This is a genomic window from Paenibacillus sp. FSL H3-0329 (genome assembly GCF_037963285.1).
Taxonomy (GTDB): domain Bacteria; phylum Bacillota; class Bacilli; order Paenibacillales; family Paenibacillaceae; genus Paenibacillus_AQ; species Paenibacillus_AQ odorifer.
The window spans coordinates 754,162-768,723 of the sequence record NZ_CP150150.1; the positions used below are offsets into that span (position 1 = coordinate 754,162).

General features: G+C 46.1%; 13 protein-coding genes and 1 pseudogene. 12 read left to right on the plus strand and 2 right to left on the minus strand.

Annotation, left to right across the window (positions count from 1 at the left end; genetic code table 11):
- Nucleotides 1-44 precede the first annotated feature (44 nt).
- The 7 genes from NSQ66_RS03320 (at nt 45) to corA (ending at nt 7,711) form a co-directional block, all read left to right on the plus strand.
- A complete protein-coding gene (locus NSQ66_RS03320) occupies nt 45-875 on the plus strand; it encodes an alpha/beta fold hydrolase (protein WP_076142596.1) in 831 nt (276 codons plus the stop codon).
- A gap of 85 nt (nt 876-960) precedes the next feature.
- A complete protein-coding gene (locus NSQ66_RS03325) occupies nt 961-1,737 on the plus strand; it encodes a class III extradiol ring-cleavage dioxygenase (RefSeq protein WP_076142589.1) in 777 nt (258 codons plus the stop codon).
- 203 nt (nt 1,738-1,940) lie between these two features.
- A complete protein-coding gene (locus NSQ66_RS03330) occupies nt 1,941-3,038 on the plus strand; it encodes a DUF3048 domain-containing protein (RefSeq protein WP_036686869.1) in 1,098 nt (365 codons plus the stop codon).
- A gap of 202 nt (nt 3,039-3,240) precedes the next feature.
- Nucleotides 3,241-3,858 (plus strand): DUF47 family protein, encoded by a 618-nt coding sequence (locus NSQ66_RS03335; protein WP_036686871.1) that lies wholly within the window; start codon nt 3,241-3,243, stop codon nt 3,856-3,858.
- A 13-nt stretch (nt 3,859-3,871) separates the two neighbouring features.
- Entirely contained in the window at nt 3,872-4,864 is a 993-nt protein-coding gene (locus tag NSQ66_RS03340; protein WP_036686873.1) for an inorganic phosphate transporter, read from the plus strand.
- Nucleotides 4,865-4,968: 104 nt separating this feature from the next.
- Nucleotides 4,969-5,532: a hypothetical protein gene (locus NSQ66_RS03345; protein ID WP_339192736.1), complete on the plus strand. Its 564-nt coding sequence runs from the start codon at nt 4,969-4,971 to the stop codon at nt 5,530-5,532.
- Between the two features lie 1,219 nt (nt 5,533-6,751).
- Nucleotides 6,752-7,711 carry a magnesium/cobalt transporter CorA gene (gene corA / locus NSQ66_RS03350; protein ID WP_038568684.1) on the plus strand — a complete coding sequence of 320 codons (960 nt, stop codon included), beginning with the start codon at nt 6,752-6,754 and terminating at the stop codon, nt 7,709-7,711.
- 82 nt (nt 7,712-7,793) lie between these two features.
- Here corA and NSQ66_RS03355 read toward each other — a convergent pair whose 3' ends face one another.
- On the minus strand, nt 7,794-8,354 hold the full coding sequence (locus NSQ66_RS03355) for a hypothetical protein (RefSeq protein WP_038568686.1): 561 nt from the start codon (nt 8,352-8,354) through the stop codon (nt 7,794-7,796).
- A gap of 429 nt (nt 8,355-8,783) precedes the next feature.
- Here NSQ66_RS03355 and NSQ66_RS03360 point away from each other — a divergent pair, with 429 nt between their 5' ends.
- The 4 genes from NSQ66_RS03360 (at nt 8,784) to rlmD (ending at nt 12,582) form a co-directional block, all read left to right on the plus strand.
- Nucleotides 8,784-9,074, plus strand: coding sequence for a YerC/YecD family TrpR-related protein (locus NSQ66_RS03360; protein WP_019913624.1), 291 nt, complete (start codon nt 8,784-8,786; stop codon nt 9,072-9,074).
- Between the two features lie 3 nt (nt 9,075-9,077).
- Nucleotides 9,078-9,848 carry a CbiX/SirB N-terminal domain-containing protein gene (locus tag NSQ66_RS03365; protein ID WP_076142557.1) on the plus strand — a complete coding sequence of 257 codons (771 nt, stop codon included), beginning with the start codon at nt 9,078-9,080 and terminating at the stop codon, nt 9,846-9,848.
- A gap of 230 nt (nt 9,849-10,078) precedes the next feature.
- The gene (locus NSQ66_RS03370) at nt 10,079-10,969 is read left to right on the plus strand and encodes a diacylglycerol kinase (protein WP_036680719.1); all 891 of its coding nucleotides are present in this window, start codon (nt 10,079-10,081) and stop codon (nt 10,967-10,969) included.
- A gap of 65 nt (nt 10,970-11,034) precedes the next feature.
- Nucleotides 11,035-12,582 (plus strand): 23S rRNA (uracil(1939)-C(5))-methyltransferase RlmD, encoded by a 1,548-nt coding sequence (gene rlmD, locus NSQ66_RS03375; RefSeq protein ID WP_076142559.1) that lies wholly within the window; start codon nt 11,035-11,037, stop codon nt 12,580-12,582.
- Between the two features lie 167 nt (nt 12,583-12,749).
- On the opposite strand, the pseudogene NSQ66_RS03380 reads toward rlmD, so the two are convergent.
- Nucleotides 12,750-12,948 (minus strand): annotated as a pseudogene (locus NSQ66_RS03380) (IS5/IS1182 family transposase); the annotation flags it as partial.
- A gap of 375 nt (nt 12,949-13,323) precedes the next feature.
- On the opposite strand from NSQ66_RS03380, the gene NSQ66_RS03385 reads away from it, so the two are divergent.
- Nucleotides 13,324-13,956: a hypothetical protein gene (locus NSQ66_RS03385; RefSeq protein ID WP_036684787.1), complete on the plus strand. Its 633-nt coding sequence runs from the start codon at nt 13,324-13,326 to the stop codon at nt 13,954-13,956.
- The last annotated feature ends 606 nt before the right edge of the window (nt 13,957-14,562 follow it).

A 14,562-nucleotide genomic window follows, 5' to 3' on the forward strand; every position in this document is an offset into this window, starting at 1 on the left:
AAATTAAATTATTAATATAAATATAATTATAGGAGGATGCGGCAATGGAACGGAATATTGTAATCCGGCATAACGGAGAAGAATTGACGGCGAGCATACATTACCCGAACAAAGAGAAGGGAACCTCTTCGCGTTGCAAGGATAGACTGCCATTAGCCGTGATCTGCCACGGATTTGTGGGGAATCGGATTGGTGTAGACCGGATTTTTGTGAAGGCGGCTCGTGAGCTGGCACAAGAGGGATATATGGTTATTCGTTTTGATTATGCGGGCTGCGGCGAGAGCAGCGGAAATTATGGCGGCGAAGACATGGAATCGATGATCGCTCAGACTAGAGCAGTGCTGAATTACGGAATTAGCTCTGCTGATGTGGACCCGCAGCGCGTGACGCTGATTGGCCATAGCCTCGGTGGCGCGGTGGCGCTGCTGACAAGTATTCGCGATCGCCGCGTGAAGAATCTCGTGTTATGGGCCTCTGTGGGTTATCCTTTCAATGATATTGTGAAAATTGTAGGGCGGGAGGCTTATGATCGTGCTGTGAAGAATGGATCAGCCGATTATGTGGGCTACTCGTTTACGCCGGTATATTTTAATTCTTTGGCGGCATTTCAGCCCTTCCAAGAAGCGAGCAAATTTAGCGGCGATGTACTCGTTATCCATGGCACCTCTGATGATGTCATCCCGGTGGATTACGCTTTTCTTTATCAGAAGCTGTTCTGGACACGTCCGGAAGGACGTTGCGATAAAGAGATCATTTTTCAAGGGGATCACACCTTTTCTTCTGGACCAGCGCAGCAGCAGCTGCTTAAGCGGACTATAGAATGGATGAACGAACAAGAGCATCTGCAGACAGAGTGGCAGAATTGGATGATTTAGGAGAAGGTTTTTATTCGCATTAACTTGCAATAAGCGGTAAAATAAAGATGCACACCATATACTGGGTTATGGAGGTTGGCATCCTATGAAATTACCGTCATTTTTTATTGCGCACGGTTCTCCGCTCCTCGCACTGGAGGATAACGAGTATACCCGTTTTCTGGAGCGGCTTGGTCAAGAACTTGAAGCGCCACGCGGTATAGTAGTTTTCTCAGCGCATTGGGATAGCCCTGAACAGCTACTTACCGTTGATGAGCTGCACGAGACACAGCATGACTTCTACGGATTCCCTGAAGAAGTTTACACGCTGACCTATCCGGCCCCGGGCGATCCGGCCCTAACAAGACGGATTTCTGAGCTCTTCAAGGATAACAATCTATCACATCAGCCCGTTCTGGGGCGAGGACTCGATCATGGAGTCTGGGTGATACTGAAAAAAATGTTCCCCAACGCCGACATTCCGGTAGTTGCTTTATCCGTCGATTCCCTGCGCTCTCCCAAGGAGCAGTACAATATCGGGCGGATGTTAGCGCCGCTTCGTGACGAAGGCATACTGCTGATTGGAAGCGGTGGACTTGTTCACAATTTGCGGATGCTAAGTGAAAGTGAGCAGCCTGAGGATTGGGCACTTGAATTCGATGCCTGGATTGCCAAGGGACTAGAATCCTGGGATTTGCCTTCACTTTTTGCGTATGAGAAAAAGGCTCCAAATGTACGCGATGCGGTTCCTTCTTATGGAAGAGAGCATTTTGCACCTCTCTTTTACGTGATGGGAACAGCGGATGGCAGCAGGAAGGCAGAGCGGATTTTTCAGGCTTATCAGTATGGGACATTAAGTCTGAATTGCTGGAAGCTAGACTAACTGAATGAATAAGAAACCTGCAGGGTGCAGCCGCAATGGCTGTACCCTTTTTTTAATATAAGAATTTATCTATTCCATGTTATAAAATTTCCTTATGCTTGCTATGAAAAAGGGAGTAGGTAATCAAGACAAATGGGACTGACTGTGATTAAATGGAAGGAATCAGTGAGTTTCATAAAACGTTTAGGAGGAACTACAAGCTTATGAAAGTAAATTGCTCTTCTTCCCGTCTGTTATCTGCCATTGTATTGACCACCCTATTGCTCTCCGCTTGCGGAACACAGAGTGCAAATAATGAGATCACCCCGACACAGCAGCCTACCGCAGAGCCCACGCCTATCGAAACGATTCAACCCTCACCTACTATTGATCCCGCTGCTGAGCTCGTATCCGGATTAACAGGTCTTCCAGTTTCTGAAGACAGTCTTCCACGTCCCTTGGCCGTAATGATAAATAATGCTCCTGCCGCCCGGCCGCAATCGGGGGTTAGTGAAGCAGATATTTTGTATGAGATTCTTGCCGAAGGTGGCATTACGCGTTTGATTGGTATTTTTCAGAGCCATACAGGTGTTGTGAAAATCGGACCGATTCGCAGCATTCGCCCCTATCTGCTTGATATTGGCGAGAGCTATGGTGGTGTGACGGTGCATGCCGGAGGGAGTCCGGCGGCTTATGCCATTTTGCAAAAAGAGAAAAAAGAAGATATGGACGAGATCGGCCGTGCCGGAGCTTATTTTTGGCGGGATAAAGCGCGAAAAGCACCACATAACCTGTACAGCAACGCAGCCAAACTGCGGGAAGGTGCCGAGAAGCTTGGGTTTGCGCAAAGTGTGAAGGTGCCCGGGTATCTTTTTAATAATCCAGATTACATACCGGCGGACGGAGAGAAAGCCGCTGAATTTAGCATAAACTATCTGCTCAAAAGTTATAAAGTTGACTATAAATATGATCCTAAACGTCAGACCTATCAGCGTTATGTGAATGACAAACCTCATTTGGATCTAAATAACGATAATCCGGTGGAAGCGGCCAATGTTATGGTTATAGGAGCGGATCATAAAGTGCTTGATGATGTCGGAAGACTTCAGATTGATGTGGAGCTTGGCGGGGAAGCGTTGCTTTTTCAGCGGGGACAGGTCACCCAAGGCAGATGGTCGCGTGAACCAGGGGATGTGATCCGCTTTGTGAGGGATGGAAAAGAAGAGCTGATGTATCCAGGAATTACCCATATTTTGGTGGTCCCTAATGCGCCTTCATTTAGCAGTCATGTGGTATATGGCGGGGCGGATGGTACAACATAAGAAAGTCGGAATATCCAGTGTTATACAGATTTGTGTTCGGAATAATGGGTATGTGTTAATAGAGTGTAAAAAAGTTCATTTCTATAGCTTCTATACCTTGTACGGATATGATAAGATAACAAGGGTTGTCATTCATTTTCATGCTTTTTACATATGAATGGCTCTGTATTCACGGTAATTTTATGTAAAGGGGTTTAAAACAATGAAGTTGAGAAAAAAGGACATATTCTTTGAGACGCTGGAAAATATGGCCGATACTATTGTCCAAGCTGCAGATTATTTTGCTCAGAATATCACTGATCTCCGGAATAATGTTGATAATTTCGCTGCAGAGATGAAAAAGTACGAATCCCAATGTGATACTTACACTCACACCGTTATCAAAGAATTGAACAAGACGTTTATTACGCCGCTTGAACGTGACGACATTATGGACTTGATCACAAGCATGGATGATGTCATCGATGGTCTGGAGGCATCCGCCTCACGTTTCTATATGTACAACCTTCTTGACCCGGATGAATACATTGTACAATTCGCCGAAATCCTTCGTCAGTGTGCTTATGAAATCCAAAAAGCGGTTCATTTGCTCTCCCAGAAGAAATTGTTGGCGATCCGTGAATATACAATCCGTCTGAATGACCTTGAGAATCAAGGGGACGAAGTGCTGCGTATTTGTACTAAGGTCCTGTTCGAAACTGTAAAAGACCCGATTGAGCTGATTAAACGCAAGGAACTGTATGAGCGGCTCGAGACCACTACAGACAAATGTGAAGATGTAGCCAACATGTTGGAATCGATCATCATGCGCAACTCATAAGGGGTACTAGAATATGGAAACATCTATATGGATTCTTGGAATTGTTATATTTCTCGCGCTTGCGTTTGACTTTATCAATGGATTCCATGATACGGCCAACGCAATTGCTACCTCTGTCTCGACACGTGCCTTAAAACCGCGAACAGCAATTATTATGGCAGCACTGATGAACTTTGTTGGGGCCTTGATGTTTACAGGTGTGGCCAAAAAAATCGGCGGAAGTATCACCGACCCGACCTTGCTTGAAAATGGGTTGGATATCATAATAGCCACGCTGATTGCTTCGATTATTTGGAATTTGATTACTTGGTGGCTCGGGATTCCATCCTCATCGTCTCATGCACTGATCGGCGCTTTAGCGGGTGCAGTATACGTGGGGGCAGGCTCAGCACACATCAATTGGGGCGGGTTTGTGGAAATTGTCGAAGGACTGATTTTCTCCCCAATCATTGCGTTTGTTATCGGTTATATTATCATGACCATCCTGAAATGGATCTTTGCTAAGCGTAGTCCACATACGGTCAACAAGGGCTTCCGCTCTATGCAAGTCCTTACGGCAGCGTTACAGTCGTTCACACATGGTACAAATGATGCGCAAAAAGCGATGGGGATCATTACTTTTGCACTCGTTACCTCAGGACGTCAAGAAACTATGGATGTTATCCCTTTGTGGGTTAAGATAGCTGCAGCTACGGCTATGGCGCTCGGTACCTCCATTGGCGGTTGGAAGATTATTAAGACTATGGGTACGAAGATTTTTAAAATCGAACCTATTAACGGTTTCGCGGCTGATATTTCCGCGGCATCTGTTATTTTCTCAGCAACGCTGCTGCATTTGCCAGTAAGCTCAACGCATGCGATCACATCAGCGATCCTTGGGGTTGGCTCTGCCAAACGTTTCTCTGCAGTGAAATGGGGAGTAGCCGGACGTATTGTGGTCACTTGGTTCATCACGATTCCAATCAGTGCGGTATTAGCAGGTCTGATTTTCAAAATCATTTTTTAAACACCCTTTAATAAAGATGTCAGTTAGCCATTGGGCTGCGGACATCTTTTTTTGTTGTGTGGACATGAGGAGAGTGAAGAATATACGGTATAAATCCCGTAGAAATGGCGGAAATCGGCGTTGGAGGGAGAATGTACGGTATAAATCCCGTAGAAATGACGGAGTTAGGCGTTGGAGGGAGAATGTACGGTATAAATCCCGTAGAAATGGCGGAGTTTGGCGTTGGAGGGAGAATGTACGGTATAAATCCCGTAGAAATGATGGAGTTTGGCGATGGAGGGGGAATGTACGGTATAAATCCCGTAGAGATGACGAAGTCTGGAGTTGGAGGGGGAATGTACGGTATAAATCCCGTAGAAATGACGAAGTTTGGCACTGGAGGGGAAATGTACGGTATAAATCCCGTAGAAATGACGAAGTTTGGCGTTGAAGGGAGAATGTACGGTATAAATCCCGCAGAAATGATGGAGTTTGGCGTCGGACGGGGAATGTACGGTATAAATCCCGTAGAAATGACGGAGTTTGGCGTCGGAGGGGGAATGTACGGTATAAATCCCGCTGAATTTACGAAATTCGAGGGTGGTGACAAAAAGAAGAGCATAACTGCCCTAGAATTGGAGACACTTCGTCGAAGAAGCAGAAAGAAAGGCATAAATGCCTTAGAATGACGGCACCTGACTTGTGTTAAGTTGGACCAGCCCAACTTAACACATTTCAAGGGAACCCAGCCCGCCTTAATCCAGTTCATCGTAACGTAACCTAGCACAAATTAACTTAGCACAGTCCAACTTAACTTATTTCAGCAAAATCCAGCGCACCGAAGTCCAGCCCTGCATAAAGTAACCTAGCCAAAGTTAACTCAGTATAGTCCCACGTAACACATTTCAAGGGAACCCAACGCACCTTAATCCAGCCCATCGTAACGTAACCTTGCACAAGCTAACTCAGCCCAGTCCAACTTACCTCATTTCAGCAGAATCCAGCGCACCGAAGTCCAGCCCTGCACAAAGTAACCTAGCCAAAGTTAACTCAGTATAGTCCCACGTAACACATTTCAGGGGAACCCAGCGCACCTTAATCCAGTCCATCGTAAAGTAACCTAGATCCAACTAACTAAACGCAGCCCAACTTACCTCATTTCAGCAGAATCCAGCGCACCGAAGTCCAGCCCTGTACAAAGTAACCTAGCCAAAGTTAACTCAGCATAGTCCCACGTAACACATTTCAAGGAAACCCAGCGCACCTTAATCCAGTCCATCGCAAAGTAACCTAGTACAAACTAACCCAACCCAACCCAACCCAACCCAACCCAACCCAACCCAACCCAACCCAACCCAACCCAACCCAACCCAACCCAACCCAACCCAACCCTATTCTCTTTCTCCCTGCTTTTCTGCCGTCCATGAGCATCGCTATATTCACAGTATCCTGCCCGGAACTTTACATGTACGATGCAAGGATTGCATCCCAATCCCACAAATCACTACCAGCCCAAAGTAAAACATATGTTACTTACGTTAAATGAACGCGAGGCGATGGACTCAATCTTTTGCGAATTCAAGTCCAGCTTGCTTACGATCGAAGGGTTGTTTACCATCCCCAAAGGAGCACTTTTTCACCAACTAATTAGTAAAAATAGCGATAGTAATTCACAGCTATGAATTCATCTCACTCATAAACCCGATACCGACAGAAGAGAATAAGGATAGCTCGCTCCCAGCGCAACTAACCCTACACAAATAAATCGAGCATTAACGAACGACGAAGCACCAAATGTTTCTTAGTCTAGCTTAAGAGGTGCTGCTGGTTATGTTTTTTGCTTTTTGGAAGACTTGTCTTCTTGCTGTACAATAGAGGCGTGGAAGAAGATGAAGCGGAGGAACATTTATGATACGTACACTTGTTGTCACACATAAAGGTGAGGTGCTGACAGAGATCCCTCTGCAAAATATCCGGCTGGAGGATTATGCTTGGATATGGGCAGATTTTGCTACGCCTACGCCAGAAGAGACGCTTTTGCTGGATCAATATTTTCATTTTCACCCCTTGGCGATAGAGGACTGTATGCATGTGTTGCAGCGGCCGAAGCTGGATCATTATGAGAATGTGCAGTTTTTTGTTCTGCATGCGTTAAATGAGCGGACGTTGGATGCTGAGGAGGTTGACCTATTTTTAAGCGCGAACTTTCTTGTCTCCTATCACCATCAGGAAAAAGCAGAGATGAATGAAGCGTGGGAACAAGTGAAAAGCGAAATACATAGTCGAAAAGGCTGGTCGGGTGGGCCGATGGCAGCTGCCTATACGGTGATGGACAAGCTGGTGGACAAGTATTTTCCATGTCTCTACAGTTTAGAGGACGAGCTTGCGGATCTAGAAAGTAGCGGCAGCAGTGAGTCGGTGGAGGAATTGATGAGCCAGGTGTTTGGCGTGCGCGGAAGACTCCTCAAAATGCGGCGGACGATTGTGCCAATGCGCGATTTGATGTACCGGATCGTGAATTCACAGCATGTCCAGAGCAACGGCGAGGAACGGATTTATTTTGGCGACATTTATGACCATCTGCTAAAGCTCTCGGATATGATTGAGGCTGATCGAGAAATGACCGCGGATTTGCGTGACAGCTACATTTCACTCAATTCCAACCGGATGAATTCGATTATGAAAACACTAACGGTAATCACGACCGTATTCATGCCGCTGACGCTTATCGCCGGGATCTACGGGATGAATTTTGTGAAGATGCCTGAACTAGAGTGGGAATATGGTTATTTTGGTGTGCTGCTGTTTATGCTGGTGGTTGGTTTTGGGATGTTCCGATGGTTTCGACGGAGTGGCTGGTTTAAGTAAAAATAGAGCAGAAGCGCCAACAGCAAATCTCTTTCCCGCGAGAATTGCTGTTTTTCTGGTGCATAGCTAGAAAACGTCACCGCTATTTGCGGCGACGTTTTCCGGTAGAAGAAGTAGAGCGCCGGCGAGTAGTTGTAGTAGATTTGCGACGGGGTGAGGTGGAACGCTTTTTTTTGCGGCGATTAGGACTGTACAGGGCGGCATCCTCTTCGGCGGCTAGTGCGCCTGCTGCGCCTTTGTTTTTACCGAAGCTACCCATGAACAGCTTAACCATTGGAGCCATCTGCTGGAAGCCGGACATCACCTTTTGTACTTTACCCATAGAGTTTACGATCCCGTCAATGCCGCCCATTCGATCGATGATGCCTTTGATTTGCTCCATATTCCCACCAATTCCGCCACCGCCGCCTAAGCCGCTGAGCAGTCCGGCAAGCCCGCCGCTTGCCTTTGTTGCAGCTTCAGCTGCAGGGAGCGCTAGCGCAGTTTCGGTGGCAGCTTCTGCTCCTAAAGCAGGAAGGATTCCGGTCTCACCTGGGAGAGCTGAGGGCGCATATGAACTGAGGCCAGGGTAGGCAGAGGCATTATACGAATCGCTCAGTGAACGCTGATTCCGGCGGGAATGATTATAGTAATGATCAGGCATAATATCACATTCCTTTGTTAGTGGTCTGCTATACTGTATGTCATGGGCGAACATACGGTATAGACGAATGCCCGGGTAATAGGGATAGGAGCGGAAAAGGGCGTATGCCTATAAACAGGTTAAAGTAGTGAAGAAACCGTGTACGAGCTTGATTTTCGGCGCTTTTGTAGTACTATAGTGTAGGCGATAATTCTTATGTAGAGAAAAATACTTGTATTGGGGTACATAAATGGTGTGCGTGTGGGGTGGACGTTTGTCCATCATTTTCGTTCTTTACAGCGTGAAATCGTTAATGCTTGAAAAATGCGCTCCAGTGCAATATAGTAAAGGCAGGATAGTGACATTAGGTTGATGTTTCCGGAGCTAGTTTTGTACGGAGCTTAATCAGAGAAACTAATGCTGATAGAACTTTTAGGGGATGAAAAATTGATGCAACTTAAGAAGTTAAATGATAAAAGTATAGACCAATTATTTGAAGCCATTTTAACATTGAAGAATATGGAAGAATGTTATGTTTTCTTTGATGACTTGTGCACCGTGAACGAGATTCAATCGCTGTCGCAACGACTGGAAGTAGCGCGTATGCTTGGCAAAGGCTCGACCTACAATCAGATCGAAGCAGAGACAGGAGCAAGTACAGCTACTATTTCCCGTGTAAAACGTTGCCTGAACTACGGAAACGATGGTTATAAATTAACGCTGGAACGTTTGGGACGCTAATTTATGGTACCGGGCGTACTTATTATCAGTCACGGCTCCCGCGACGAGGTTTGGGTGTCGATCGTGGAAGAGGCCGTAAGCGAATTATCGCTAGATGAAGAGATGCCAGTGGTGGTCTCTTTTTTAGAGCTGGTAGAGGGCCGTCTGATTCAAGATGGAATAAATGAACTGGAACATGCAGGGGTCACAGATATAATTGTGATCCCATTGTTCGTTTCCTCGGGAAGCACACATGTCGATGAAATAGAATATGCACTAGGGGCTAAACCTGAGCCTGAACGTGAGACCGATTTAGAGCCGTTCTACGTGAAGGCTAAGGTTCACTATGGCTATCCTGTCGACGATGACCCGGACATCGCTGTGATGATCTGGGACAAGCTTCGTAAGCTGTCTACGGAACCTGAACGTGAGACAATTCTGCTGGTGGGTCATGGCAGCATCTATGAGGGCTTCCGCCAGCGTTGGCAGCAGGGCATCTCTTCACTGGCAGGACGTGTACGTGAGGTGAGCGGCGTAGCGGCGGCCGATTACGGTCTGCTGAATCCGGACAGTGTAAGAAGCAAAGTGGAGTATTGGCAGGAGCAGGGTCACGAGGTATTGGTGGCGCCGCTTTTTTTGAGTGAAGGTTATTTCACTAAACATGTGGTTCCGAACAGACTTAAAGGGTTAACCTATAAGTATTCTGGCCAGACGCTTTTGCCGCATCCGCTTCTTCCGCATTGGATTGAGAGACAGGTAGAGACACTCCTCGAACAGATTCGAAAAAAGAGTTAAAAAGCTTCCTTTTTAGCCCACTTAATCATGAAAAATAGTGCCCATTTCCGTGGATAATACGGGATTTGCTGCATAGACATATATATAGTTGTTTTTGCCTAATAAGGTGTCGTGAATTGTTGTATAATGGAATATTTACGATTAATGTCCTCTGACATTGATTGTAGTGGTCCGAATTAGGTATAATCAATTAGGTTATTCTATTATAAAAAACAGGTGGCGTTCCGGTAATGAAAACTGCGAGATTGATTTATAATCCCACTTCTGGACGGGAAGAAATGAAGAAGCGGCTCGCCGACATTTTGGACCGGCTGGATACGGGTGGCATTGAAGCCTCCTGCCATGCAACGACCGGAGAAGGCGATGCTATGTTAGCTGCTGCGGATGCAGTAGAGCGCGGTTATGATCTAATCATAGCAGCCGGTGGGGATGGCACTTTAAATGAGGTTATCAATGGTATGGCGGAGAAACCTAATCTCCCCCCGCTTGGCGTATTGCCACTTGGGACTACCAATGATTTTGCACGTGCGATGGGGATCCCAAAGAATTGGGAAGATTCCGTTGATTTGATCCTTCGTCAAGAGTCGCGTCCGATTGATATCGGTAAAGCCAATGATCGTTATTTCATTAATATAGCAGGCGGTGGCAGTCTAACCGAACTGACCTATGAAGTTCCCAGTAAGCTGAAGACCATGATAGGGCAGCTTGCGTACTATTTAAAAGGTATTGAAAAAATGGTCAGCCTATCTCCTCAGGAACTAATCATTCGTGCCAATGGGCAGGAGGTTATTCATGATGAGTTCATGCTGTTCCTGATTGCAAATACGAATTCTGTCGGCGGCTTTGAAAAGCTTGCTCCCGGCGCTCGAATCGATGACGGTCTGTTAGATGTTATTGCGGTCAAAAAATGCAACCTAGCAGAGTTTGTCCGTTTGGTTAGATTGGCCCTTCGTGGCGAGCATTTGCAGGATAAAAAGGTTGTGTATTTCCGTACGGATGCAATGGATGTAATCTCTCCAGGGCATGTCCAATTGAACTTGGATGGAGAACTTGGCGGAGAGCTGCCGGGTCGTTTTCGGATTTTGCCGCAGCATCTGCGGATTTTTGCTCAGAATAATTAGGGTTGTTTGAAAGTAAGAGTGTGGGATTATACAGCGATGATAATGAAAGAAGTGAACTATAAATAATGAGTAAACACCGCAGTGGACGCAGCACCAGCCGCCCAGCCGGCAAGGCGCCTGTCGCCGGACTGCCTGTGAATAAAAATGATGAGGTTATGCTCGATATTATCGGCATGACCCATGAAGGTGAAGGGGTAGGCCGCGTAGAAGGCTTTACCCTTTTTGTGCAGGGAGCCCTTCCTGGAGAGAAAGTCCGGGCAAAGGTGCTCAAGACCAAAAAGCAGTATGGCTACGCCAAACTGCTGAATATAGTAGAAGCGAGCAGCGCCCGCATCGCGGCGCCTTGCGAGATCTATGACCAATGCGGCGGCTGCCAACTGCAGCATATGGACTACACTGCTCAGCTGGCGTGGAAACGGCAGCTGGTGGTGGACAACCTGGAGCGGATTGGGAAGCTTCGGGTGAGTGGTGGCGGGGATAGCGGAAAGAGCAAAGAGAATGAAGCTGTTGAGAGTCAGACGGACAGTGCCAACTATGGCGGCATTGCAGATGGTACGACTGATGGCGCTGGAGTAGCTCATACAGATGGCATTCTTGTCCGCCCGACACTCGGCATGGACGAGCCTTGGCGTTACCGCAACAAGGCTCAGGTACCAATTGGTGTAACCGAAGGCGGTCTTGTAGGAGGCTTCTATGCACGCGGAAGTCACCGTATCATCGATATGGAAACCTGCTTAATCCAGCATGAGGATAATGATGACGTTGTGCGCAAGGTGAAAGACATCGGCAGAGAACTTGGCATCTCTGCTTATAGTGAAGAAACCGGTCGTGGCCTGCTGCGCCATGTCGTCGTGAAGAAAGCTTTCCGTACCGGTGAAATGATGGTTGTCCTCGTAACCAACGGCCGCGACATCCCACACCTGGACGCCTGGCTCGGCAGCATCCGCGAACAGCTGCCAGATGTAGTCAGCATCTGCCAGAACGTCAACACTCAGCGCACGAATGTCATCTTCGGTGGCGAAACCCGCGTCCTGTGGGGCAGAGACGTCATCTATGACTACATCGGCGATGTACAGTTCGCTATCTCAGCGCGTTCGTTCTATCAAGTGAACCCGGCACAGACTGAGGTGTTGTACGGTAAAACCGTTGAATATGCCGGACTGACTGGCAGTGAAACGGTTATTGATGCCTATTGCGGGATCGGTACGATCTCCCTCTTTTTGGCGCAGCATGCGGCTAAGGTATACGGTGTCGAAATTGTACCGGAAGCTATTGAGGATGCCCGGGCGAATGCGAAGTTGAATGAGATGAAGAATGTAGTGTTCGAGGTTGGTGCCTCTGAAGATGTCATTCCGAATTGGAAAGAGCAAGGGATTACGGCGGATGTTATCGTGGTCGATCCACCGCGTAAGGGTTGCGATCCGCGGTTGTTAGAGACGATTCTGGCTATGAAGCCGGAGCGTGTGGTGTATGTGTCGTGTAATCCATCGACATTAGCAAGGGACTTGCGTGTGTTGGAGGATGGCGGGTACAAGACAGTGGAGGTAACTCCGGTGGATATGTTCCCGCATACGGTGCATGTGGAGTGCTGTGTGTCGCTTATTAAAAAGTAATATCTCTGAGCCACATTTACCTATATTAAAAGCCCAATCCTTTGTGAGAGGCCGCTGAAGAACTAGCAATTTTTCGGGGAGACCAAGAATCAAGCGAATAAAAAAGCGGTACCTGATCCGGATTTTTCGGAAGGTGCCGCTTTTTTCAAGGCGTTTTTTCCTTGTTCTTAGTCTGCCAGGTTCATTATTCGCTTCAAGTTCCGCGAATATCGCCATTGCCCCTTGTATTTGCATCCCTATTAGACCCGAGGACGACGCTACGTCGTACCCGTGCCGATGCCTGAGTTCGCAGTTCTTCGCTTCGATTTTGCAACTTTCTTTTGCCTTCTCCTTGAAATACTCCGTTTCTTGAAATGCCATTTGCTCGTCGGCTGGTCGAATTCGAACCTGTTGTCGTTTGCAATTGAAAGATTAATTTGTAATATTTTGCAGGACTTTGTACTGGGTCTATAGAAGTAATTCTAGCGTCATGGGTGTTTTATCATTCTAAATAAATAATTGAATAAACGGAAGGACGGCCGGGATGCTTGCATTCGCTTGGTGACCAGCTATCTCATCGAATAGAGTGAAGATGGGGCTACAGGTTACTCCTACATCCATCCTAGGATTATTGAACAGATTAACCAAAGACCTGCATAAGTCTCTTGGGAAGGCTGATGGTTTTTCCAAACTTAGCAGGTCACAAAATATAAAACAAAGAAGTATAGTTCAAAGAAATAAATAAAACTAAGTGAGGGAAATATGGGGAAAATCCAAAAAAATATTAATCAAAATAATTTTAATGAAAAGACAAATTTTAATGGACCAACACAAATTGCTGCAGGAGATATCATTAACAACATACAAAACACTAATCATCAAGAGGCAAAATATACGCCTGAACCAACATGGCGGAGCCCATTTACTATGGCTGTTTTAACGTGGATTAGCTTTGCCATTGCAATTGGAGGGGTCCTTCCTATTGGCATTAAAATAGTAAAAAGTGGTCTGAATGTTTTTAATGGAACTCTGAAGGCATCAGTAGGTTTTGAAAGCCAGACTTATTTAATAATATTTGTAATACTGATTATCTTATTTGTGGTTTTTCTTAGTCTTAGGAGAATTGCCAAAAGTCAAACGAGGTACCCTCTGTTTTTTAATTTTGCAATCAGTGGTTATGGTAAAAGATTGACATTAGAGAAAATACATATTGATAAATGTCCTCAATGTGGGGGAAAGATGAAATATTATAATAAACCAGTGGAATGGAGAGAGGTACAGTACAGTGATGGTAGAAGAAAGCGTGAAACTACAAAAAGGGTTCCTGCATTAGAGTGTAAGCGAAATTCAGAGCATTGTTATAGAGTTGACCCTGCCGAAGATATGTTATTATAGTTTTTCGATAAGTGAATCATTTTCAAAATGCATTGACTTGAAAAATTACAGACGACTCCAATGTCATCGTATTACACTTTTATTTTTATGCTGTTTGCATGTCTTGTTATTTGCTAACATGATCTACGATGAGCTTCATGCTGTTGTAAACTAAGGTGACGAGGTTAAAATGTAGTTGAGATACACATTTACGTGTTCTACTGTGGGTCTCCGCTTTTGTTCAAGGTAGACTTGGGCCTGAAGGGGAGGAGGAATCGTATATCTTGTTTCCACACATGTGGAGTCAGTGCCTTTGTTGGTGAGGGATGTAACAGTGATTCAACCCCCTTTACTTACTTAAGTTTTCCAGTGTCTAGGAAATTTGAAGGAACCCTTGTCAATTAGTCACTAAATAATTGGGGAATTTTAATTCCACGAACGGAGAACGATAAAAGAGCCGCGAGTTAGACGAGCGTAGCCCCTAGACTCCACCATAATAAACCGCCCTGTTCGCAATGTTGCTAACAGGGCGGTTTGCTATGTCATAGAGGGCAGCTTGAAAGTTAGCAGTCAACCGGCACTCTACAAGTTATCTTGCACGTTTTTAAGTCTACCTTATTAATAGAG